The sequence below is a fragment of the Escherichia sp. E10V5 genome, assembly GCF_004212315.1.
In the GTDB taxonomy this organism is placed as follows: Bacteria; Pseudomonadota; Gammaproteobacteria; order Enterobacterales; family Enterobacteriaceae; genus Escherichia.
In genome coordinates this window covers 290,568-315,530 of record NZ_RHJM01000003.1, presented here as the reverse complement: position 1 = coordinate 315,530, position 24,963 = coordinate 290,568, and the positions used below count along the sequence as shown (strand labels likewise).

General features: G+C 51.1%; 12 protein-coding genes and 3 pseudogenes. 7 read left to right on the top strand and 8 right to left on the bottom strand.

All coding sequences use genetic code 11. The annotated features are described in order from the left end of the window. Position 1 precedes the first annotated feature (1 nt). From D9738_RS25005 to D9738_RS03465, 3 genes and pseudogenes are all read left to right on the top strand, one after another. Positions 2-162, top strand: a pseudogene (locus D9738_RS25005) (2-hydroxyacyl-CoA dehydratase); the annotation flags it as partial. 60 nt (positions 163-222) lie between these two features. Continuing rightward, positions 223-1,074, top strand: a complete 852-nt coding sequence (locus D9738_RS03470; RefSeq protein WP_130259560.1) for a YjiK family protein — start codon at positions 223-225, stop codon at positions 1,072-1,074. A 76-nt stretch (positions 1,075-1,150) separates the two neighbouring features. Next, a complete protein-coding gene (locus D9738_RS03465; RefSeq protein WP_130259559.1) occupies positions 1,151-2,329 on the top strand; it encodes an MFS transporter in 1,179 nt (392 codons plus the stop codon). 12 nt (positions 2,330-2,341) lie between these two features. On the opposite strand, the gene kptA is transcribed toward D9738_RS03465, so the two are convergent. Continuing rightward, the gene (kptA, locus tag D9738_RS03460) at positions 2,342-2,896 is read right to left on the bottom strand and encodes an RNA 2'-phosphotransferase (RefSeq protein ID WP_130204700.1); all 555 of its coding nucleotides are present in this window, start codon (positions 2,894-2,896) and stop codon (positions 2,342-2,344) included. Positions 2,897-3,073: 177 nt separating this feature from the next. Here kptA and D9738_RS03455 point away from each other — a divergent pair. The 3 genes and pseudogenes from D9738_RS03455 to D9738_RS25000 form a co-directional block, all read left to right on the top strand. After that, positions 3,074-3,262, top strand: a pseudogene (locus D9738_RS03455) (hypothetical protein); the annotation flags it as partial. Between the two features lie 12 nt (positions 3,263-3,274). Next, the gene (gene iadA / locus D9738_RS03450; protein WP_130204694.1) at positions 3,275-4,447 is read left to right on the top strand and encodes a beta-aspartyl-peptidase; all 1,173 of its coding nucleotides are present in this window, start codon (positions 3,275-3,277) and stop codon (positions 4,445-4,447) included. Between the two features lie 64 nt (positions 4,448-4,511). Next, positions 4,512-4,788: pseudogene (locus tag D9738_RS25000) on the top strand (LysR family transcriptional regulator); the annotation flags it as partial. On the opposite strand, the gene iraD reads toward D9738_RS25000, so the two are convergent. From iraD to uxuA, 4 genes are all read right to left on the bottom strand, one after another. Beyond that, positions 4,768-5,172, bottom strand: a complete 405-nt coding sequence (gene iraD / locus D9738_RS03440; RefSeq protein ID WP_130259557.1) for an anti-adapter protein IraD — start codon at positions 5,170-5,172, stop codon at positions 4,768-4,770. The pseudogene D9738_RS25000 and the gene iraD sit on opposite strands and share 21 nt — an antisense overlap. Positions 5,173-5,585: 413 nt before the next feature. Beyond that, positions 5,586-6,359 (bottom strand): Uxu operon transcriptional regulator, encoded by a 774-nt coding sequence (gene uxuR / locus D9738_RS03435; RefSeq protein ID WP_130259556.1) that lies wholly within the window; start codon positions 6,357-6,359, stop codon positions 5,586-5,588. A 268-nt stretch (positions 6,360-6,627) separates the two neighbouring features. Continuing rightward, positions 6,628-8,088 carry a fructuronate reductase gene (locus tag D9738_RS03430; RefSeq protein WP_130204660.1) on the bottom strand — a complete coding sequence of 487 codons (1,461 nt, stop codon included), beginning with the start codon at positions 8,086-8,088 and terminating at the stop codon, positions 6,628-6,630. A gap of 80 nt (positions 8,089-8,168) precedes the next feature. Then, complete coding sequence (uxuA, locus tag D9738_RS03425; RefSeq protein ID WP_000438582.1) at positions 8,169-9,353, bottom strand: mannonate dehydratase; 1,185 nt, start codon at positions 9,351-9,353, stop codon at positions 8,169-8,171. Between the two features lie 871 nt (positions 9,354-10,224). Here uxuA and D9738_RS03420 point away from each other — a divergent pair. Then, a complete protein-coding gene (locus D9738_RS03420; RefSeq protein ID WP_130259555.1) occupies positions 10,225-11,490 on the top strand; it encodes a hypothetical protein in 1,266 nt (421 codons plus the stop codon). Positions 11,491-11,599: 109 nt separating this feature from the next. On the opposite strand, the gene D9738_RS03415 is transcribed toward D9738_RS03420, so the two are convergent. The 3 genes from D9738_RS03415 to D9738_RS03405 are packed head-to-tail and all read right to left on the bottom strand — an operon-like array spanning position 11,600 to position 24,962. After that, entirely contained in the window at positions 11,600-13,714 is a 2,115-nt protein-coding gene (locus D9738_RS03415; RefSeq protein WP_061352235.1) for an ATP-dependent helicase, read from the bottom strand. Further along, positions 13,711-20,052, bottom strand: coding sequence for a DEAD/DEAH box helicase (locus D9738_RS03410; RefSeq protein WP_130259554.1), 6,342 nt, complete (start codon positions 20,050-20,052; stop codon positions 13,711-13,713). The genes D9738_RS03415 and D9738_RS03410 overlap by 4 nt, the downstream gene beginning before the upstream one ends. Beyond that, positions 20,052-24,962 carry a class I SAM-dependent DNA methyltransferase gene (locus D9738_RS03405; protein ID WP_130259553.1) on the bottom strand — a complete coding sequence of 1,637 codons (4,911 nt, stop codon included), beginning with the start codon at positions 24,960-24,962 and terminating at the stop codon, positions 20,052-20,054. Before D9738_RS03405 ends, D9738_RS03410 begins: the two co-directional genes overlap by 1 nt. Between the last annotated feature and the right edge of the window lies 1 nt (position 24,963).

Genomic DNA, 24,963 nt, shown 5'->3' with positions numbered 1-24,963 from the left:
GAAAAGCAGCTACAGTTTCAGCAAAACCGATAATGCCCCTACTTCTATTTTTCTGATCTGGTGGTCAGTGAAGCTATCTGCGACAGCAAAAAGAAAATGTACGAATACATGGCGGCGTTTAAACCTGTTCATGTAATGCAACAGCCGAACGGCGTTAAGGATTCATTAAGATCGCTACGTATACTTCTCGATATCTTATTGATTTGCCTTAAAGGGATTACCGTGACAAAAAGTATTTCGTTAAGTAAACGCATCTCCGTTATTGTGATTCTTTTTGCCATTGTGGCAGTGTGTACTTTCTTCGTGCAATCTTGCGCCCGTAAAAGCAATCATGCAGCATCATTTCAGAATTACCACGCCACCATTGACGGCAAAGAAATTGCAGGCGTAACGAATAATATCTCCTCGCTGACCTGGTCGGCACAGAGCAATACCCTGTTTAGCACTATCAACAAACCTGCCGCCATTGTTGAAATGACCACCAATGGCGATTTGATCCGCACTATTCCTCTGGATTTTGTTAAGGATCTCGAGACGATCGAATACATTGGCGATAATCAGTTTGTCATTAGCGATGAGCGCGATTATGCCATTTATGTGATTTCACTTGATGCCAACTCGGAAGTAAAAATCCTCAAAAAAATAAAAATCCCGCTGCAGGAAACCCCGACCAATTGTGGTTTTGAAGGGCTGGCCTATTCTCCTGCCGATCAAACTTTCTGGTTTTTTAAAGAGAAAAATCCGATCGAGGTCTACAAAGTGAGCGGGCTGTTGCGTAACGATGAATTACACATCAGCAAAGACCAGACATTACAGCAGCAGTTTAATTTAGATGATGTTTCTGGCGCAGATTTTAACCCACAAAAAAATAGCTTGTTGGTGTTGTCTCATGAATCACGCGCACTCCAGGAAGTAACCGTAACAGGAGACGTGATCGGCGAAATGTCGTTAACCAAAGGCAAGTATGGCCTTTCACATAACATCAAACAGGCCGAAGGGGTTGCGATGGATGCCTCTGGTAATATTTATATCGTTAGCGAACCAAATCATTTTTATCGCTTTACCCCTAAATAATCACATTAACAGGCTGGCATGTTTCACTTTTTTGTTATTAACTTGTTAATTGAAAAAAATACAAACAAGGTTAAACATGCCCCCGTCCTCGCATCCCGTAGAACGCTTTTCTTTCAGCACCGCGCTTTTCGGGATGCTGGTTCTGACCTTAGGTATGGGATTAGGTCGCTTCCTTTATACACCTATGTTGCCCGTCATGATGGCGGAAGGGGCGTTTTCATTTAGCCAGCTCTCGTGGATTGCCAGCGGCAACTATGCGGGGTATCTGGCTGGCAGTCTGCTATTTTCGTTTGGCGCATTTCACCAGCCGTCGCGTCTGCACCCATTTCTGTTGGCTTCTGCCCTGGCGAGCGGATTGTTGATCCTCGCAATGGCATGGTTGCCGTCATTTATCCTGGTGTTATTGATTCGCTTCCTGGCGGGTGTCGCCAGCGCTGGAATGCTGATTTTTGGTTCGACGCTGATTATGCAGCACACGCGCCATCCTTTTGTGCTGGCAGCTTTGTTTTCTGGCGTTGGCATTGGCATCGCGCTGGGCAATGAATATGTTCTGGCAGGCCTGCATTTTGCCCTCTCCTCGCAAACGTTATGGCAAGGCGCCGGGGCGCTTTCTGGCATGATGCTGATTGCACTTACGCTTTTAATGCCCTCGAAAAAACACACCGTCGCGCCAACGCCATTGGCAAAAACGGAGCAACAGATAATGAGCTGGTGGTTACTGGCTATTCTGTACGGCCTGGCGGGATTTGGTTATATCATCGTCGCGACTTACCTGCCGCTCATGGCGAAAGATGCAGGCTCACCATTGTTAACCGCCCATCTCTGGACGTTAGTCGGCTTATCAATTGTGCCTGGTTGCTTTGGCTGGCTATGGGCAGCAAAACGTTGGGGAGCATTACCCTGCCTGACGGCGAATTTACTGGTGCAGGCTGTCTGTGTGCTGCTTACTCTCGCCAGCGACTCGCCTCTCTTGCTTATCATCAGTAGTATCGGTTTTGGCGGTACCTTTATGGGCACGACATCTCTGGTGATGACTATCGCCCGCCAACTGAGCGTACCGGGAAATCTCAATCTTTTAGGCTTTGTGACGCTCATTTACGGCATTGGGCAAATCCTCGGCCCGGCGCTGACCAGTATGCTCGGCAATGGAACATCGGCGCTTGCCAGCGCCACTCTCTGCGGCGCGGCGGCGTTGTTTATTGCTGCGCTTATCAGCACAGTGCAATTATTTAAGCTACAAGTGGTCGCTTCATAAGGGCTGTTTCCCTTACCACTCAAGAAACTCAACCTCAACCATTGATGTCAGCCAGACCCCGTTTTCCGCTTGCCAGAAAGGGATCCCTCGTTTCGCCATTTCCTGTGCTTTGACGGTTAAGATAACCGGCGAACCGTGTCTTGCCCCAACTTTGCGGGCCGTTGCTTCATCAGCAGAGAGATGCACATGATGACGCTCCCCTGCAATCAGCCCCTGTTTTTTTATCGCCTCAAGAAAACGGCTTGCCGTACCGTGGTAGAGAAATTGTGGCGGTGTTTTTTCGATGAAGGCAATGGCGACCTGCGAAGTCGAATGCCCCTGAACGGCGCGAATACACGTACCATCACTGGAATAACTAAAGCGCTTCTTATCGCTGGTGGCGACCACAGTATCCAGTAATGCGCGGGTTAACCGCTTGCCAGCTTTTTGTGCACAGAGTATGAGCTTATCGATATCCGCCCATCCTTCACGGTCCAGCACGATGCCAATCGCCTCCGGTTTATGTCGGAGGACAAAACTTAAAAACTTGCTCGTCTCTGCCAGCTCTTTGTCGTTGTATTTTGCCATTTTGCATTCGTCCTTGTATTCGCCGCCTTTACTCACCAGCCGTTATTGTCACCGTGTTTATGAATTTTCTGCAACTCAATCCTTACAGGAAGGTTCTCCGCGCAGCGTAATTTTTCCACGTAGCCGCCACAAGCATACATAATGGGGATTGTTATGGCACAACAAGGGGATGCTGTAGCTGGCGTGTTAACCGACCATGATGTCACCGTTTTACTGCCCGCGATGTATTTAATGGGCAACCCGGTGCAAAATGTCGGTCTCTGCCTGGGGACAGCCGAAGTAAATGCCAAATATTACCCGCATATCATTACGGTCTGCGTGATTAACGCGTTGCTGTCAAACCTGGTTATGCAGCTTATTATTTAACAAGGAGTTACCATGATTGATTATTCCGCAGCCGGTTTTACCCTGCTGCAAGGAGCGCATTTATATGCGCCGGAAGATCGAGGAATTTGCGATGTCCTCGTCGCTAACGGCAAGATTATCGCCGTTGCCAGCAACATCCCTTCTGACATCGTACCGGACTGCACGGTTGTCGATCTCAGCGGGCAGATCCTCTGCCCCGGTTTTATTGATCAACACGTCCATTTGATTGGCGGCGGCGGCGAAGCAGGCCCCACTACACGCACGCCGGAAGTCGCGCTTAGTCGTCTGACAGAAGCGGGCGTCACGTCAGTGGTTGGTCTGCTCGGCACCGACTCTATCTCTCGCCACCCGGAATCCTTACTCGCCAAGACTCGTGCGCTCAATGAAGAAGGCATTAGCGCCTGGATGCTGACCGGTGCTTATCATGTTCCTTCCCGTACCATTACAGGCTCGGTGGAAAAAGATGTGGCGATTATCGATCGCGTGATTGGCGTGAAATGTGCCATCTCAGACCACCGCTCGGCCGCGCCGGATGTTTATCATCTGGCCAATATGGCGGCGGAATCCCGCGTTGGAGGTTTGCTCGGCGGTAAACCTGGCGTCACCGTGTTCCACATGGGCGACAGCAAAAAGGCGTTACAGCCCATCTATGACCTTCTTGAGAACTGCGACGTCCCCATCAGCAAGTTGCTGCCGACCCACGTTAACCGCAACGTTCCGTTGTTTGAGCAGGCGCTGGAGTTCGCGCGCAAAGGCGGCACCATCGATATCACCAGCAGCATTGACGAACCGGTCGCCCCTGCCGAAGGTATTGCCCGCGCCGTTCAGGCGGGTATTCCGCTGGCTCGCGTTACCCTTAGCTCCGACGGCAACGGCAGTCAGCCGTTCTTTGACGATGAAGGGAATTTAACGCATATCGGTGTTGCGGGTTTTGAGACGTTGCTGGAAACCGTGCAAGTGTTGGTTAAAGACTATGGCTTTAGTATCAGCGATGCTCTGCGTCCACTCACCAGTAGCGTCGCTGGTTTCCTCAACCTGACCGGTAAAGGCGAAATTCTGCCGGGCAATGACGCGGATCTGTTAGTGATGACACCGCAGTTGCGTATTGAGCAGGTATACGCTCGCGGCAAACTGATGGTCAAAGACGGCAAAGCGTGTGTGAAAGGGACGTTTGAAACTGCATAAGCAGTTCCGAACGCTTGAACAGGCGACTGGCGTTGAGCTGTTTAATCGCCAAAGGCAACGCTACAACTCCTGTGTGGGGCGATTTATTAACCGCCCCCTGACATGCCACTGCGAGTTACGTTTCAGCACTTTTTGGCTCTTCATGGGCCAATTATTCAAGCAAGTTGCCTTCGGCAGCTGTGGAATATCTGGCTACCGGAGTACGCCATACAACAAGAAATTCGCAGCGGGCAGCTCATTGTCCTGAATCGGGACGAATTAGTTATCCCGCATTCAGGATGAATCCCGTTGCAGAGCGTTTCTGGCGTGAACTGCGTGGGCTAAAGATTGAACCTGGCTGAAAGTCCCGGTATTGAACTATGCCAGCTCCCCTTCTGCCAGACCAGGTCAAACGTTAGCGGCTCATCATCGTGGTACAGCATCATCTCCAGACTAATGACCAACTCGTGGCAATAGACTGCTTTCAGATTGACCTGCAATGCCGCAATCCGTGGCTCATGAAATAAAAGCGCGGAACGTAACTGGCGGCAATACCAACTCTGGAGAAGCTTGTCGCTCTGATTATGCCCTTGCCACTCAGGCATGCCTGAAACAAGTAATATTGGTAGCGGTGAATGGGGAGAACTAAAAAGTTGAAAGAGATCCCGACATACGGAATCACGCAGCGATAACGTATTGTTCCCTGTACTTTCAGGTAATACCGTCTGAACCGATTGGCGCATCATTTTGCGCACTCCTGACGTTTAGTGGCATCTGTATCCTGCCCTGGCTGCTGGACACCACTGGGTTGATGCTCATATTCCATAATCATTCCTTTATGCTCATTGCGTCCCTGGCACTTTCATAAGGGATTTATAAGATCCGCCAAAGATAAAACACTGTACAGAAAAGAATATCCACTGACTTTTTATTTAAAAAGGTATCATTTGACAAAAGTCATTAAACATAACGGAAATACGTTAACATATTCTGATTATTCCGAATAATTTCTCAGCGTTAAACTGATATATAATTATTCCAAAACAATATATCGGACGTAATGATTAAATTACGCATAATATATTCTGCAGAACATAATTAATTATTCAGGGAACATACATAGTGCAAAGCGGTTCAACTTTGCACCAGAAATGAGGGATCAGGCGTCCACTTTATCCAACGGCCACGAATCAAACAGATAACCATCGAAATAGATGTCATCAACATTAGAGAACTCCAGCAAGCGCTGCTTCACATTCTCCAGATGCTGCCACATCGCCAGTTTTGCCGCGCGGGCATCTTTTTTGATTAACGCAGCCAGGATCTGTTTGTGATCGTCTAACCACTCTTTGCGGTATAAGCTGTCATCGAGATGGCTATGTAACTGGATCCACATCGGGTTGTTTTCACGCCACTCCCAGGACTGACGGAACAGTTCCACCAGCATGCTGTTATGCGTGGCTTCAGCAATAGCAAGGTGGAACTGCATGTCGCCGCTTTCGCTACTGCCCGGCGCACTGGAGGCCAGTTCACGCTCTTCCAGTTGCAATGCCTGACGCATTTTAACGATGTCTTCGCGGGTAGCCTGCAAAGCGGCAAACTCGGCGATGTTACTTTCCAGCAACTGGCGCGCCTGTAACAGTTCAAAAGGACCGGCGTCATTGCAGACGTTGGCCTCTGTGCTCTCTGCATTGTGGCTGGGTAAACTGTCGAGCACATAAATACCGGCACCACGTCGTACTTCTACCAGCCCTTTGATCTCCAGCATGATCAGTGCCTCACGCACCACCGTGCGGGTGACATCCAGCATTTCTGCGATTTCACGCTCCGGCGGTAGCCGTTCGCCAGGATTGTACGGCGTCTTAAGGATCAGATCGCGGATCATCGCCCCAACTTCCTGGTAAGGTCTTTGCGCAGAGGTGGCAGATTTCATGATGTTGTGTCCGTTAGATGCGATTAATCAAATTATTGCCGGATGCGGCGTGAACGCCTTATTCGGCCTACAAAGAGTGCGTATTCAATAAATTGCGATTGATCCGTAGGCCCGCCAGGCTTACTTACCGGGCAATTTTACGTTGACCGTTAATTTCAAACTATACCATTAGCACTGGAAGTTGGCACGTACAGGTGGGCAAAAAACGAAAACTGGTCAACCAAATATGTTTTTGATTGACCAGTGAGTCTGTAGGGTAATCAGTCAGTTACAGTGCAGCCACACACTCACGCGCGCCGCGCTCGCACAGCTGCTGATATGCCGCAGTCACCGCGCCAACAAAGTCTGCATTTTGCGGCAGATCATCGGCAAAGATACCGCTCAGGCCCAGCAACGCTTTCACGCGGTCTGCGCCCTGATACTGCGCATTGATCTTCTGGAACTCGGCCAGCATCGGGTCTACCACGTCGATAGCATTACCCTGCTCATCCACGCCCTGGGTGTAACGCATCCAGCCCGCTACGCCAAGCGCCAGGTGACGCCAGCTACCGCCGTTTTGCAGGTGTAAACGCACCGGGTCCAGCAAACGCTGCGGTAACTTCTGGCTGCCGTCCATCGCAATCTGCCAGGTACGGTGACGCAGAGACGGGTTGCTGAAACGCTCGATCAGCAGCGTCGCATAGGCGTTCAGATCAGTCCCTTCCGGCATCGACAGCGTTGGTGCTTGTTCCTGCATCATCAGGGCAAAGGCCGCTTTGCGGTAATCCGGGTTAGTCATGGTGTCGGCAATGGTTTCATAACCGCCGAGGTAACCGAGGTATGCCAGGAAAGAGTGGCTGCCGTTAAGCATACGCAGTTTCATCATTTCGAACGGTACAACATCCGCAACAAACTGCGCGCCGACTTTATCCCAGTCCGGACGACCATTAACGAAGTTATCTTCAATGACCCACTGACGGAATGGTTCGCAGGCAATGGCGCACGGATCATAAACGCCCAGCTGGTCAGCAATTTCCTGCAACGTTTCAGGGGTAGCTGCCGGAACGATACGGTCAACCATGGTGCACGGGAAGGTGACGTTCTCTTCAATCCATTCTGCCAGTTGCGGGTCACGCGCCTGAGCCAGCCCCAGAACGGCAACTTTCGCCACATGACCATTTTCACGCACGTTGTCACAGGACATCACCGTAAACGCTTTCAGCCCTTTTTCACGACGCAGACGCAGGGCTTCTACGATGTAACCAATTGCGGACTTCGGCGCAGTCGGGTTTTCCAGATCGTGCTTGATCAGCGGGTTATTGAGATCCAGCTGACCGCTCGCCGCATCGGCACAGTAGCCTTTTTCCGTGACCGTCAGGGAGACAATCGCCGTCTGCGGACGCGCCATCGCGTTGAGAATACCTTCGCAACCGTCGATTTCCGGATGCAGGGCTTCTTTCATCGAACCGATAATTTTCAGTTCGGTGCTTTCCGCGCCTTTTTCCGCCACGGTGTACAGCAGCTGCTGTTTTTTCAGGTTTTCGATCAGCACGCGGTCGTTGCCTGGCATCAGGTTAACTTCGCAGATACCCCAGTCGCTATCGGTGCTTTCCAGCAGGTGATGGGTATACAGCGCCTGGTGCGCGCGGTGAAACGCCCCGCAACCGAGATGCACAATGCGTGATTCCAGACGAGAATGATCCCATGACGGGCGGGCAACCGGCAGATTGCTGTCAACAATAGTAGTCATCGTAAACTCCAGAATCCGTCTTCAGAGAGTGACGGCAAGGAAGAAGGAACCGGCACGGCGCGCAGCCATGCCGGTGGGTATTAACGGCTAAAGAAAGCGCGCTGGATCGCCAGTTCGACACCGCGAACTTCGGCCAGGCCTTTCAGACGACCAATCGCGGAGTAACCTGGGTTGGTTTTCTTCTTCAGGTCGTCCAGCATCTGGTGACCGTGGTCCGGACGCATCGGGATCAGGTCTTCTTTGCCTTCCGCTTTACGACGGTGTTCTTCTTCAACAATCGCTTTCACCACTTCGTACATATCAACGTCACCGTTCAGGTGCGCCGCTTCGTGGAAGGTTTTCGGGTTATCTTCACGCATGGTGGAGCGCAGATGGGTGAAGTAAATACGCGGACCGAACTGCTTGATCATATCAACCAGATCGTTGTCAGCACGCACGCCGTAGGAACCGGTGCACATGGTGAAACCGTTCGCCATGCTGTTTACGGTATCAACCATCCACTGCATATCTTCAATGGTGGAAACAATGCGCGGCAGGCCGAGGATCGGGCGCGGCGGATCGTCAGGGTGAACAGCCATACGCACGCCAACTTCTTCGGCAACTGGAATAATCGCTTTCAGGAAGACGGCAAAGTTTTCGCGCAGCTTCGCTTTATCGATATCTTTGTACAGCTCCAGGTGCTTACGGAACTGGTCGAGGGTATACCCTTCTTCCGCGCCCGGCAGACCGGCGATGATGTTACGGGTCAGACGCGCTTTGTCTTCGTCGCTCATGGTAGCGAAGCGTTCAGCTGCCTGAGCAATTTCTTCTTCGGTGTAATCCGCTTCCGCGCCTGGACGTTTCAGGATATGCATTTCGAATGCAGCGAATTCGATCTGGTCGAAGCGCAGAGCTTTGGAGCCGTCTGGCAGCACGTATTCAAGGTCAGTACGGGTCCAGTCGAGCACCGGCATGAAGTTATAGCACACGGTGCGGATACCGCACTGCGCTAGGTTGCGCAGGGTCTGCTGATAGTTAGCGATCCACTGCTCATAGTTGCCAGTGTGGGTTTTGATATCTTCGTGAATTGGCACGCTTTCTACGACAGACCACACCAGGCCTGCGTCTTCAACGATCGCCTTGCGTTTGAGGATCTCTTCAACGGACCATACTTCGCCGTTCGGGATATGGTGCAGCGCGGTAACCACGCCAGTTGCGCCCGCCTGACGGACATCAGCTAAAGAAACCGGATCGTTAGGGCCGTACCAGCGCCAGGTCTGTTCCATGTTTATTCCTCTTTCACGTAGTGGGTTCAACAGCGAAGAGACGCGGAACCCCGGAGTTGTTTAGGTATCCGAATGAACGACCAGACCGCAGCCGTGGCGTTGCATCGGATGAGATGGCGTATAAGTTCTACCTTTTGGTAATACATGTCAACCTGAAATCTAAAATTGGTTAACCACATCACAAGAAATCTACTCTCCTGCCGGTTGACGCAAATGACAACAAAGGAAGAACGGCAGTCAGTGAGCGGGGGATGTGACATTCATCGCAATAATGGTTGACCAATTTACATAACGTGTCGTCCAACATAACAATGGATTAACCTGGAGAGGTAAAATGTTATTGGTTTCTCGGCAATTGTAGTGGTGGGGCGCTCGTGCTGTTCTACACCGCGCGGTCTCGATTGGTTAGATCGTGACCGAAACACCGCAAGAAGATTTTTACATACCAGAGTCTGATTATTTAACGATAGCCGCCCAGCGGGTTAACCCAGGCGGGGTTATACGCAAGTAGTGGTGACGCCCTACTCCACCACGCTGCCTAACTGACCAGCGCCCTGAAGCAGCCCAAAACACAATCCCCCTGCGGAGATCATCCTCTGGTCGCCTATTTATAAATAAATGTTGAACAATTACGAAAAAGAAATGTGATTTATTACCATAACAACGGTGACTACTCTAATAATATGGCTTGTGAATGGAACTGAATAATTAATGGCAATTTACTACAGATAAAATGTCTGACGAGATTCAATCATTACATGTTTAACTTGCCAGACATTTATTTTATCATAAAGAATATTGCAGATTCGTCGATTAATATTCAACGCGTAGACGTCATATCAGATATGTTATTTCAAAGGGATTAACTCTAATGGCACACAGTATAAAGCAATGTTTCCATGCGGTAGGTAAAGGTACTCTTTATACCGGACAGATAAAAAATATGTCTGGTAACAGCACATTTAATATAGTGTATGATTGTGGTTCCACCAGCAGAACGACAATCATAAATAAGATCCATAGCTTACCAAAATGGTTTAAAAACACTCACGGCTCAAGGGTGATTGATATGTTAGTCATTTCTCATTTTGATGATGACCACGTAAATGGGCTAGAGGAGCTTTTAAGGCTTTATCGGGTTAAAAAACTCGTTCTCCCTTATACGGAATGGACACAAAGTGTACGTGAAATCGCAGTATCAGGAAAAAAAGGCGTTTCTCCCAGTGTTGCACTTTTTCAGTTGAACCCACTCAGGTGGCTACAGATGAATAATCTAAATGGCAGTGTGGAGCAATTAACTCTGGTGCAAGGAAATTACCCTCCAGATGATAATAATGAGAAGCCAAACAGCCCTCCGCGTTATCCACTCAATGTAGATTCTAACAATCTTAACTTGCAAAATAACGAAAGAGAGGCAATACGGCAGGTTGATCTCTTTGGGGAGGAAGGACCTTTTTTGAAATTTAAAAGTTCAGGAAATCAAACTGGTCCTGTTATCAGAACAATAGACCACGCAGTTACATTATACAGTACAGACAGCGTTTACGAATTTATGTTCTATAACGTTGTGAAACCTTTTAAAGGATTAGGGCTGGTCCGTGTTCAATCAGGTGAAATTTGCGCAGTAAAATCAGGAGTCCCGTTAAAAGATGTAAAAGCGGAGATTGAGCTTCTTATTGATTCCTTAGGGCTTACAAATGACATTAGTTCTCTTCCACCTGATTGGAGAAAAAAACTCAAAGTCTGTTATCAAAAGCATTTCGGTCACACTGCTAAAGCAAAAAATAATATTTCGTTATGTATGTATGTTGGACGAAGAATTAACTCTATCATTGATTTGATGGCTCAACACGCTACTCTTCTTACCGGTGATATTAATCTGACCAGGGATGTTGCTTGCGATATGCTTGACCATTTTGGCACCAGACGCAAGAAATCAATAAGCGTCGTACAAGTTCCTCATCATGGTTCCAGAGACTATTGGTCAGCTGGAAATGCCAGCCTTTTTGTGCCAGCTATATTTGTCCAGTGTGTCACCCCATCCAAAAATCATCCACATCCTGATGTTACGTTAGATATAGATAAAACAGGTTGTACTGTGCAATATGCAAACCGCATAAGCGAATATAATTTCTAAGTTGATATTGTCTGGCTGTTGGGAGCTAAGCAATATAAATATCGCCAGTTGCCAGAACGGTTATATAGACCAGGAGCGTTTCGGCTCCTGGTCTGTTTTGGACATATTATCAGTCAGCCACTAATAGCGGGCTAGGGATACCAGATGATGAAACAAACAGCCCTTTTACGGCACGGGTTGCAGCCACATGCAGTAACGCGCGCTCATTAAATAATGCATCACGCTGTTCAACGGGATCATCGGATGCTAATGCTTTTATTTCCGGCACAACGCCTTCGTTAATCCCCACCAGGAACACATACTGGAACTCAAGCCCTTTAATACGGTGCATCGTTGCAACCCGCACGCCAGGGCGTGCATCGCTGTCACCGCTATCATTGCCTAAATTAAATGTCTCAATTCCGGCGTCATTCAGTGCTGATGCGTAGCGGTCACAAGCATGTTTAGTACGCGCAGTAATGCAGATATCCTGAGAACGAACCTGATTCGCCAGCAATGCCTGAATTTGCTTGACGAGCGTTGCAGCCTCTTCTTTGAAATCTGCCGCATGCGTAATCATGGGCTTTTCCCCGTGCAGTAATGACAAATAATCATTACTGGTATCCGCTTCGCCATCGAGGTTATCAACCTTCACACCAGTTAACAGCCCAACAGCAAATTGACGCGTCTCTTCTGTGGTCCGATAGTTAATCTTCAATTTTTTACTGCGACGACCACGGACGTTAATACCACACTGACCAAGAACAACCTTATTGCGATAAATACGCTGATGCCCATCCCCGACAATAAACAGATCGTTGGGCGACTCGGGAACCAGGCTGCGAATAAGAGTAAATGCCGGGGCACCGATATCTTGAGCTTCATCGACCACAATACTGCTATAAGGTAGTTGAACCTGTTTTTCTTTAAACAGAACAATAGCCTCATGCATGGCATCGCCCATTTCGCGCAGTTTGGCACGCGCCATTTGTGCTCTGAATTCTTCAAAGACTGGCCAGATTTTCGCCCGTTGAATACGGGATAACGCTGTACCACGTCCAACCCGGCTGACTTTGAGGTATTCCTCCCGGGTGTAAACCGCATTTGGCTGGACAACGCGTTGCCACTCTTCAGCATAGAAATTGTCAGGTAGCCCCAGTTCGGCAGGTGCCTGCTGCAAGGCATAGTTCCAGCATTTGCGTCGCCCTTCATCGCTGTCGTATACCACGCGGAAATCATAACCGTGGCGTTTTAGTTGGTCGCTCATCCAGGCATCAATGTTAACGACGTCAATACGCGCCATCTCTTCTCGCGTACACAACCGCTGGAGATTAGCGCGAATATCTGCCGCCAGGTTACGCGTAAAGGTCGTGAAAAGTACCTTCTTACCGGGTTTATCTGCCAGACGCTGAGATAACCACCGCGCACGGTGCATCGCAACAACCGTTTTCCCTGTACCTGCACCGCCCAGTACTCGTACCGGACCATTAGCGGGCGACTCCACCAGTTTTCGCTGGCTCGGATGCAGAAATACACGCCATTTTTCTAAAGGCGCATTAAGCATCTGCAACAGCTCCTGTTCATTTTCAACGACATGGAAGCGACGTTTACTTCGTTCAATCGCCTCCATAAAGTCGTTGGTATCAACAGGCTCATCACGATGATCGTTAAACTCTTCCAGCACTTCCTGGTAATCCAGCCCTTCTGCCAGCCAGTGCAGAGGTTCCCAGGCTTCTGCTGGCATTATGCTTTCAAGTTGATTAAGCCCGGCTTCATCGGTAAGCGCCATCACCTGATCAATAAAGACAGGCGGCACGCCCAGGGCCAGAATCTGTTCCGCGCTGTAAGCCGCGAAGAGTTTCGGTTTATCAACCACCGCTTCCGGTGCCGGTTTGATATAGCTAATATCAATGACCTGAATCGCGCCGGTAACCGGGTGAATCGAACAATCATGCCGCCGCGCCCAGTCGTATGCTTCGTCGTGTTTATCCACCCACATCAGCATATACAGGGCACCCTGTTCAGGTTTCAGAACAATGCCGCGATAAGTTTGATCGATTCGCACCGAATGGACATTTTTACTGCGCGCATCGTGGATCTTTTCATAGTTAAGTCCATTACTGGTCGGGTCCTGACGGAATTTTGAAATGAATTCCTGCACCTTTTTTTGCTGTGCTTTTGGGATCCGCGCGAATGCGCCCAGAAAACCATCAGAAAGTGCCACCTTGGGCGTTTGCACCGTCATTTGTCACCTCCGGACAGATGTTGCAATGTATTTTCGTCAATTGGCCCGAATGCAACGTGCCAACCCCTGGTTGTGAATAATGGAATAAATTCTTGATTATCAATAATCAATGCCCATTTTTGTGATGGCCAGGCGAGATCGGCTTCCGCAATAATTTCACCCTCATCATTTTGCAATTCGTAGCCGAGAGTCGGCGCAGAGAGAGAATGAGACTGAAGCAACGCGATCTCTTCTGCGCTTAATAAGCCAAACTCAATAATCTCAGCCCAACTCTCATCAGTCTCTGGTACTGCCTCTGGCGTTGCCGAAACTTTAGTGTCAACGCTTTCCTGCGGTAAATGCACGGCTTTACGGCTGGTAAAGGTCATATCCGGCAGGAACTGTAACAGGTTTACCAGTCGCCAGAAGCCATTGAGTCCCGCTTCATAACCGTCATCCTGCGTATAGCGATCGTCAAAACAGATATGCAAACGCAGCCAGCTGCGCATTTGTGCGACGCTGGTCGTCGGTTTAATGGCTTGTTGTGGTAACACCGAAGCCAGCTCAATAAATTGCTGCGATGAGTTACAGCTATCGAGTAAACCACCAAAGACAAACGGTTCGTCTGGCAAAAGCTCTGCTAGCCGCCAGGCTGGCGCGTTTTCCTGCATTTCATAGGCATACTTTTGTTTCGTTCCCGCGTCCTGTGACTTCTTCACATCCAACCACACCCAGGCATGTGCAGCAGCCATTCTCTGCCATAACTGCGTTCTTCCGCCCGGATCGGCGAAATAATCCAGCAGCAGTGCAAAACTGTTGCGTTCCCGGAACGACGCTTCAAGGGCCGCAAAGTTGGTATCGTGAAACAGGTTATAAAACTTAGGCTGTTTCATATCCGGGTTATGCCCAAGTCCCAGGACATCCTGGACATGTTTAAGCCCAGGCTCTTTGAGATCGGCCCACGTGACTGTCCACACCCAGAAATTACCGCTATCCCGAATCGCCTGGCGTTTTTGCACATCCTCTGCGACGCTATTTTTGTGGAACGCAAAGCCATCAAGGAAAATAGCCACAGGTTTAATGGCATCAGACTGCATAAGCGGATATAGCACGTAATCCGGGCGACAAGGGATCCCCACCGCCTCTTTAGCGCCTAAATCCACCTGCGCTTTAAGATGCCAGCTCATCATCGGTTCGCTGCGGGTGTTAATAATCCACCCAGCGCCCTGATGCGCGTAACTGCGACTGACAATCAGGTTTTTATTTTCTTGCAGGCAGCTAATAAACCGTTTTTCCAGCTCACTGCCCATCATGGCTTCGAGGGAAATGTTTTTGATGGAATCAATTACCCGTATCGAATCTCTTGCCTGCAAAATTTTCGCCAGCAAGAGACGCGCCTGATCGCGGGAGACATACTTCATGCGCCCACGGTCACGGTAAGCGTAAACGCAACGATAACAACCATCTTTATGCGTATCATTGTTGCAACTGCATTCCACTATTGCCTGATAGGCCAGTTCAAGTAATTTCAGCAAATTGTCGGGAGTGCGCATCAGCTCTTTAAGAGAACCAGTTCCCCCCGGGACGGTATCGTAAATCACCAGATACTGCCGCCAGGATTCGCCTTCATTTTCCGGCTCGCGGTACACAACGCCTTTCAGGTGATCGACATTCCCCTTGAAGTAATGTTTAAGGCCGAGCTGGATCGCCGCCCCAAGAGAAGCCTCCACGACACGGTCATTACTGTAACTGCTTACCGGGAGCAGAATACGCAACGCTTCTGACTCCAGCTGGCGATAGAGATAGAGATAATCTTCGAACTTCGCCTTTTCCGGTTCCGTGCGATATTTGCAGCTCAAATCATGACGTGGTTCATGATCGCGAGGACGCTGCACCATGCCGCACCCGAGGCAAACTTTAAACCCGGTTCGCTTCTTCGCTTCTCCGGCAATCATCAACTCATTGGCATCATCCGCCATTTTGCCGAAGTTGATATCCCGCAGGGTGACTTTGCTTAAAAATTCAAAACCAAACGGAACTTCGCCTTCCTCAATCGCGTATGCCGCCGATACATCTTCTTTTTCGAAACTAACCAATAGCTGACGCTGGAAGAAAGCAGGTTCACGGCTGTCGCTCTCGTCGCTGATCTGGCTATCACGTGCGCTGGCGCGGGCATAAACCTGGCGAAGTTTCAGCAGCGTGGTTTTTTGTCCGGCGTCGGCCCACCCCGGTGTGCCACATTTCGGGCAATATTTATGCTGGTCGCCCGTCTGGTCGATATTTTCGCTGTAGTTACAGTGGCTACAGATACGCCAGTTCTCCGGCTCAGAGACCTTCAGGTCTATCTGCTCAATTTCAACTTTATGCCCACCAGCATAGAAATTATTCAGCGGAGCCAGCTCAGCCAGCGCCGTTGATGCCGGACGTTCATATTCGAAAGTGGTGTTTTGATATTCACGTGCTTCTCCGCCTTCTTTACGCCGCCAGAGCACAGAACGTAACGTAATACCGGCTTCCGGGAAGGCGTAGTTAGGCAGCAGACCTTCATCCGTAAGGAAATTCAGCGTTTGCTTATTGTTGATTTGATTGACCAGCGCCATCAGCGCCTGCCGTTCCGAAGTCAGCTCGCGCATATCGCTGTCAAAGTTTTGATCGCGCGGTGCGTTCTCCAGCTTATCGATACTGCGCTTGAGTTTATCGATGCGTGAACGCAGAGATTTGCGATCTTCCACCAGCAGTTTTAACGCCTCTTCGATACGCTGCACCAGAGAGCGTTGTCCTGGCGCGCCCTGAAGATAAGACAACAGCTGTTGGCGAGTTTCTGCGGCAAGATCGGGGAAGATCGCCGTAAATTGTGCAGCAATCTCCGCATGATGCTGTTCGATATATCGCAGTAAGTTATACGGAAAACCCGATTTACGCCCGAACTCCAGCTCATCCAGCATCTGTTTGACGTTTTTACAGATAGCGGATTCTGGTACACCGGTTTTCACCCAGTTATCCATACAAAAAGCCGCCAGCTGGCGTTCGAGAATAGCCGTTGCATTGAGGAAGACGCCAGGAGCCTGCACTTGGCCCTGCATCATCTCCAGTGGTTCTTCAAAGAAAAACTGATCGTGCGGGTTCCCTTCTGCCACGGTAATGTTTAACGCGTTACCATCTTTACGACCGGCGCGACCAATACGCTGCAAGTAGTTGGCCTGAGCAGGAGGGACAGAACAGAGTAAAACGGTGGAAAGATCCCCAACGTCAATACCCATCTCCAGCGTCGGTGTTGCCGACAACAGGTTGATATTCCACGGTTGGTTGCCCCGGTAGAACGATTTTTCGGTGGCTTCGCGATCTTCACGGCTAAGCAGCCCCGTGTGTTCTGCGCCCTGCACGCGCGCGATGTCCATGTTCTCCCAACGCCAGGTCGCCGTATTGTCCACTTCCTGGTAACGACCTTCACAACGTAAAGAGAGACAAGGCGCATTACGCCACTGCCAGCCTTGATCGGCCGGAGCCCGGACAACCTCACGGCAACATGAGCAATTAAGCTGAACGACGTCACGGCTCACCACCAGCGCCGAAGGCACCAGTCCCCAGGCTTCACGCCCTTTGGTGTCAAAATCTTTTACTACTCCGGCTATTTTCAACGCCGTAAACAGGCGTCGTAACACTGTTTCCGCAACGCTACTGATAAACAGATTATTGCCGTTACTCAGCGTGCGATTGATCCAATGCTGATACCAACTGGGGTTATACTTCGCGCCAATCAGGCGATGGAAACCATTAATTTTTTCAAACGACGCATAAGCCGGTTTACGCGTTTTCGGACCGATAGAAGGCATATAGCGCGAGGTACGCTCTTTTTGCGTCATCATAAAGGTCGTGCCATCACGGCGATAACTTTCGAACGCCGGATGCATAACGGCCCCGGCCTGGCGTTGATACCAGATAACCCCCAGCGCCAGGTGCGCTACCTGCTCGACGCTCACACCGGACATCTCATCACCCAGCTCTTCACAAAGCTGTTGATGCAGGGCGGTAATTGCCGGATTAAAGCGTTCTTTATCCACTCCGGCAACGGCATAACCGGTGGCTTCCAGCGTACGTCCGATACGCGCGCGCAGGGTAAATTCGCTGTACACCTCCCAGTCGAGGCGCAGGGAAACCAGCTCCGGCAGATCGGAGTTCTCCGCCAGTTTGCCTTCATTTTTCAGCGTCTGATAATCATTCAGCCACTGCATATTTGGTGCGATGAAGTTCGCTGCAAAATGAGCATCGTCCGGTGAACGTTCACGCGTTTGTTGGCAAACACGCGCCGCGAACGCATCCAGCGGTAATGTCTCTTTTTCGCCAAGAACCCTGGCGATTTGCCCACGAATCATCAGCGGCCAGGTTCGGGCAGTAAAGAAGCTGGCACGATGCGCGGCGTCTTGTACCGAGTCAGAAAACGTAATCAGCTTTTTATGTTCGTTGAACTGGCTGCCATAAAGCTGGTGAATCATCACCGCCGACAGACTGGCAGCCCGTGACCCCAGGATCGAAATCCCCTGTTTGCTGTTGCAGTACGGGCATTCATTAGCAAACTCCAGCTCGTCCTTACGCTCTTTGAGCATATCCGGGATCAGTACCTGCAACAGTTCCGTATGACCGCAATGTCCACACTGGGCGCTGGACTGTCGGTTCAGTTTCAGACAGGTAGGACACAGTTTCTGGTGTGCGCCACTGACCGCTTTTTCGTTGTTATCCGGGAAAGCAAGGACGATGGAGCGTCCTTTTTCAAAGAACTGGCGATAAATGCCGTCGAGGTCTGTTTCCAACTGAACGCTTTGCCCATGACGCAGGCTGGCCCAGCCAGTTGCGTGGCAGTCACGGCAGTGGATAACCGGCAAATAGTGTTCGCGATCTTCCACCGCCACATCATCGGCAAACACCAGTCGGGGCGTTTTCGCCACGCTGGCGACCAGACGACGCATCTCACGAAGCCACAACTGGGAGCGCAGTTGCACAAACGGCAGCACCGGACGCGCTTTCTTCGCCTGGAGACGTTTTTGCCGATCGTGTTCCGTTTCCGGTACTTCGAGACGTGCCTGCGCGATCAGTGCCAGAATGCTTTGCAGCACGCGTCGGGCATGGTCGGCGCTTTCTGCCAGCATGACCTGGAGATTTTCCAGACACTCTCGTTCAGAGAGGATCCCGCCTTGCAGATCATGGAGTAAGACATGCATCACGCTGTGGCGGCGTAACAGTGACCCCAGCGCAATACGCTTTTCACGCCCGTCGTCGCTCTCCAGATCGTCCGGGAGTTGCAAGTCGCTGTCGGGGAACCACAAAGGGATTTGCCCGTTAAGATACGCCACCGGGGTGGCGTAACTCTGCGGGTCCAGGGCCGAAGCGACCTCCGGCCCCGGATACTGACTGTACGCAATGGCGTAATCCTGCAAGTACTCCGCTGCCGTGTAGCGATCTTCGCGAATAACGGCGTCATCGGTAAACGGCTGGTCAAAGATTGTTTTTGCGTAATCGAGCAGTTGCCCCAGTTCGTCGCCGACGGTAGCTGATGTCCCGACGCAGGCGAATCGTTGGTTATCTACACCTATGTGATGCTTCAGACGTCGCACCAGACAGGCCAGATCCGACCCTTGCGCGCCATCAAACGTATGCAATTCATCCACGACCAGGTAGCGCAATGAACCGGGCTGGTTGTAACGCCAGAGCGGCTGATCGCCAGGGCGCATCAGCAGGTAGTCGAGCATTTTGTAGTTGGTCAACAGGATGTCCGGCGGGCTTTCGCGCAGCGTGTGCTTGCAGGTAATGACCTTTTCTGCCGACATTTTTTTGCTGGGTTCGATTTCGCTGTCGCCGACAAACAGGCCGACGGTCACCTTGCCATGCAGTTGTGGATCGCTGGCGATGGTTTTGGCGAAACGGCTGGCCTGATCGGTTGCCAGGGCGTTCATCGGGTAGATGATAATCGCTTTAACCCCGGCTTGTGACGCGCCCGCGCAGTGGTTGAGCAGCGGGAACATAAAACATTCTGTTTTACCGGAGCCGGTACCGGTTGCGACCAGCGTCGGCTGTGGCGCGTCGCTTCCCAGACGCTGAAATGCCCGGGCCTGATGCGCGTGCGGCGGGAACGGCAGCGTCAGATTAGGGAAGAAATTCAGCGGTAAGTCACTTTTACGAAACGGCAACTGGGCGGAAAGGTATGGTCCTTTCAGCAGCGTTTCGGGCTGGGCCAGAAATTGCTCCAGCATTGAGACATTATCGTTATTCTCACCGTTAAACAGCGGGCTGTTTAACGGGAACGCCGCCCGTAAAAAGGCGGCAACGCTGTCGGCGACCTGCCGACTGACAACGGATGGCAGCATCAGGCGCTCTCCTTATCTTGTGCAAAGAACGCCCAGGCCACTTTGTAGTCGTCTTCGCGATCTGGCTTGATAAACGGAGCCTGCCAGGTGACGGTACGGCGCTCGCCTTCGTCGCTGCGGGTATAGTCATCAAAGGTGACGCTGACGGTACCGGTTTGCAAATGTTTGACATCATCCCAACCGATGGCTTGATCGGTGCAGTCACCGCCGGTCCACTCCGGGCTGTCGACGTTAAAGACAAAGCCGTTTTTCAGGTCAGCTTTACGCGCGGTACGAGGCAAGCCAACGCCCACCAACCCTTTGCTTGGGGTAAAGATGATGCGGCCGTTTTGGTCGTACCAGGTGTCCGCTTCGTACTGACGCATCACTGGGAACTGAACGCGATAAATGGTAAGCAGTTCTTCGAGGGTTAACCCCAGCGCCTGCGCCACCAGTACGTCGATTTCCACCAGCGCCTGACGACGACTGTAGTCGGAGCGTAAGGCACAGTTACGCTGCCACTCTGGGGTCAGATTGGCGAAGAAATCCTGGGAGAGCTGCGGGAGATCGCGGCTCCAACGCTGGGTGTTGAAGTCTGGGGTGTAGCAGGATTGCCATAGCTCGGAGTAAACAGTACCAATCCCCATCAATACCAAACCACGTGTAGCTAATTTCGTCTCACCTTCGCAGACCATTGGCATAAGCTTTAGTAATTCCTCTCTAAAGTTTGATTTGCCAGTACTCTTAACCCAAAAATCATATGCAATGGATAGTGATGCTGTTGTAAATGATATTAGACGATGGGTATTCCTGAAAACCGCAGAGAAACAACCATCTATGTGTCCTACCGTAGGTGGCAGAAGCGATGGAATTAAAGTTCTTTCTCCTGACTGGTTTATCATTTTTCGGGCAACAAAACGATAATAATCCGTCACCTTCCTCGGCTCGTCTTCATCCTGTTCTTTCCACGAAACCCGTGGGGTGCGCTTTGCATACTCCTGTGCATCACATGCCGGAATATAGTTAGTGCGCGGCAGATAGTCGTCGGGCAGAGTTAGCAAGTCCAGGCAGTCATAATGTCCTTTCTCTGTGCAAATTTCTCTCGGCGTTTTATAAAGCGGTGTTCCGACATAGAAGTGCGGACCAGACAAAATCCATTGAGATGCGTCTTCCGGGAATTGGGTATGCCGTTTAGTTGTTCCGTCAGCTTGAGCATATGTTTCATCAAACATGACGGTGGAGAAATATTCCCCCTGCATGTCCCCCAGCCGTTTAGGTTGCTTAGCGAATTTTTCAAGTACAGAAACAAGAGGTTCAGCATGAAGCGCTGGGAGTCGAGCTTCAAGAGCCGGCGTTCCCTCTTCATCATAAAGAGTGGCAAATAGTGCAAGCCGTTCCATTCCAACGGTCAAAATACGGCTTTGATGCCCCGCTTCATTCCAGGAACCTGTTTCGTCATCTTTAATGCCGCCAACTTCACCGGAACCATCATGCGCAAGACAAAGCTCGATCGTTTTGGCTGAGAAAAGGTTTGCAATATTGATAAAGCCGACAGATTGATTCGGTGAAGCCGTATAAATATTAATGCTGAATTTAACCCTGTGACCAATTGGGAAAAGCATATGCTGATTCTGAAACTGAAAATGCGCCCTCAGTCTCGGATACACTGCCGCACGCAGCTGCCCACCTTTTGGATCGTCATAAATCCCTTCCGGGTGCAGGAACCCTGCCACGCCTTTCTCTGCCCCTAAGCGCCAGGCCTGCGGCAGGAAGCATTTATACAAGTTGGTCTGCACCCCGCGCAGTACCGGGTAGTTCTGCTGCGCATTCAGGAAGTTTTGCATCCCTTCACAGCCTTCATACTCGCTGCGCCAGGCCGCTTCCAGTGCCGGGATCTGGTTAAAGGTATCAACACGCAACGTTGCCAGCTTCGAGGCGCTCAGCTTACGCAGCACAAATTCCGGCTCGTAATCACCCAGCACGCCCGCTTCCTGCCATTCCACTTTCAGCCACGGCGGGTTTCCGAGCATCAGGTCAAAACCGCCGCGCTCGGCAAACAGGTCGCAGAACTCCAGATCCCAGTGGAAGAAACGGTGCTGCTTTCTCAGGGCATCGACAATCGCCAGACGCGGCAAATGACGGAACAACACCTCGGTTTTCAGACGACCAGCAACGGAAAACAGCGAAGACTCTTCTCGCAGCAGGCCTTCTTCGGCAAACAGATCGCCGGTGGTGTGCTCCGCAACTTCAGTGACTTTTTCCGTGATTACAATCCCGTCGAGCAGGGTTTCAATCTCAAACAACCAGGTGCCGCGATCCGGTAGCTCATCGGCTTTGTCGATCGGCCAGAACCACAGCGCGCACCAGTAGTCCATTACCCAACGCAGCTTCTGGTAGGCGCTGTTATCTTCAAGACGACCGCTAAAGGTTTCATCTTTACTGCTCAGCGAAGAACGCGTCTGCTCGCTGTTTTCTGCCGGCCACACCGGGTAGCTGTCGGCGGTTTTCAGACGTTCTGCTTTAAGTTGCTGGCGATAAGTGTTCCACAGAGCTTCCACCTTTTCGCTGATACGCTGCACATCAGCAATCTCATGCCCGGCAAAGCTTTTAATAAACTCTTTGCGCCAGCTGTCCAGGGCTTTGAAGTCATCCGGATAACGCTGCTTAACAGTTTTATCGCTGTAGTTAGCCATACCGCCGTCGGGCAGCAGGAAGTGGAAAATCTGCGTCTCTTCACGCGGCGTGTTCATCGCCAGTTCGACCGGCTCGCTGTTAAGCCAGCTCGGATCTTTGGCTTTTTTGTAGGTCAGTTCGCTCTTGTTGAACACCTGACGGCGCGCGCCCACCAGCGAGTTACCGCAGTGCAGCTGGTAACCAAACCACGGTACAAAGGCATCGCCACTGATGGCGTTCAGCCACAGCGACACTTCCGCCAGTTCCACCGCCACCGGGTTTAAGTCCACGCCGAAAACGTTGTTGTCGGCAATGTACATTTTCACCCGCTGTAGCTCCTGGGTGTAACGATCCTGCGGAATACGGCGACCTTCCGCCTGCTGCTTGTGGAACAGATACGCTTCCGCCAGCTGGTTGATGGCTTCGTTAAGGAACGCCGCGCTGCCCATCGCCGGTTCGCACACGGTGAGGTTTAAGATGGCATCGGCTTTGGCGTGCGGATCGCTAATGGGATCAATCTGCTCCTTAAACAGTTCTTTCAGGGCATATTTAACCAGTGAGCGGGTCAGCACTTCCGGGGTGTAATAAGAGGCAGATTTCTCACGGTCGCGCCCGGCCATACGGTAGATAAAGCTGCCTTTGCGGTGAATGCGCAGACTGCCGTCTTTCTCGTAGACCTTCTCGTCTTCGTGGTATTTGCCAATCTCATCCTTACTGACGAAGTAACCCGTCTCCAGCTCGTTAAACTCTTCCCCGGCTTTCTTCACCTCGTAGAGATCTTCGCTGGCGAAGAATCCGCGATAGGAGAGCAGCGCCTCATACACCGCACCCAACTGGTTGATACCCAACTGGCGATAAGAAATACGTCCGCGGCGGTTAAAGCGCCCTTTGGCCGGGCGGCTTAACGACATCGCCTGGATAATCTGTTGCAGGGTTTCGTTACGGAATACCACGCGGTTAAGAATGCGCGTGTTGTTGGCATCAAACAGATGACTTTCCAGACGCGGGACGCTGAACTGATGACTATGGATGGTGATCCGGTCGCCGCTCTCCAGGTCACTCTGCATTTTCACGCCGCCGTTGTAGCCTTCGCGCACCAGTTTAAACAGCATATTCAGGCTGTCGTGGAAGTAGCGCCCGTTGCGATCTTCTTCGCTGGTCAGCGGGATCATCTCCAGATCGCGCAACGTTTCCAGGCTGTAACCTTGCAGATAGGTTTTGGCGGTCATTGGCGCATAACCCAGCTCCGGGCGCGCTTCAATGTAGAACAGGAACAGCAGGCGGTACATGTAACGCAGACATTCGCGGCTCAGTTCATCCGGGTCCACCGCACGGTTACCGGTATAGTTTGCCAGGCCACGGTCGATCAGATAATGCATCGCTTCGTTGCCCAGCAACTCAATGCTTTCGCGCAGGGCATATTTCAGATCTTCCGAAACACCAAACGCATGTTTGTGCGACTTATCATCCAGCGAGTCAAGATAAGGTGCCCCGCTACCCGGCAGCAGCGAATCTTTATGTAGCAACACCGCCGTCGCTTTCAGCGTATCCGTTTCACGACGACTTAAAATCTCTTCAAAATCAAAACGCAGCAGACGGTTTTGCGCCCACTTAGTACGGTCCAGCAGCAATAGCTGACGGTTACCGAGCAACAGCACAAAACGCGGCGGTTCATTCTGGGTGAAGACCGCCGTAGAGAGCAGATCCTGCCAGCTGCGATATTCACCGTTGGCTTTTTTGCGCAGGCTGTCGCGCTTATGTTTGTCGGTATCCGCCGGGAATTGCGCGGTCAGTAAAGAGAGCGCCAGCGGATCCAGCGTTCCTTCTTCCTGATCGTGTGCTTCAACAATCCACAGCCACGGGCTACCGTCAGTGCTGTTGTAACGCGCCAGTACCGGCAGTGGTGTATCGTCATCCAGCATTTGGATCTGCGGCGTAATTTCGTAGCCCAGCGCCTTTAGCAATGGCTGCCAGCGATTACGTTGATCGGCCAGACGCTGCGGGATCTGACGCTGTTTTTCGTGCTCGGCAAGTTTGCGGAAAAACTCAGTCGCCAGACTGTTAAACTGGTTCCACGGAGCGCGGTATCCCGGCTCCACGTCTTTGCCCTGTTCACGAGCGGCACGCTCCGCTTCACGCGCTGCATTTTCCTGGGCTATCCAGGGTTCCAGCACATCGCGGATATCACTGGTGAAAACCTCACCCAAATAATGGTTAGAGTAAAATTCGTTTTCGTTATTAATACCGACCAGCGCCATG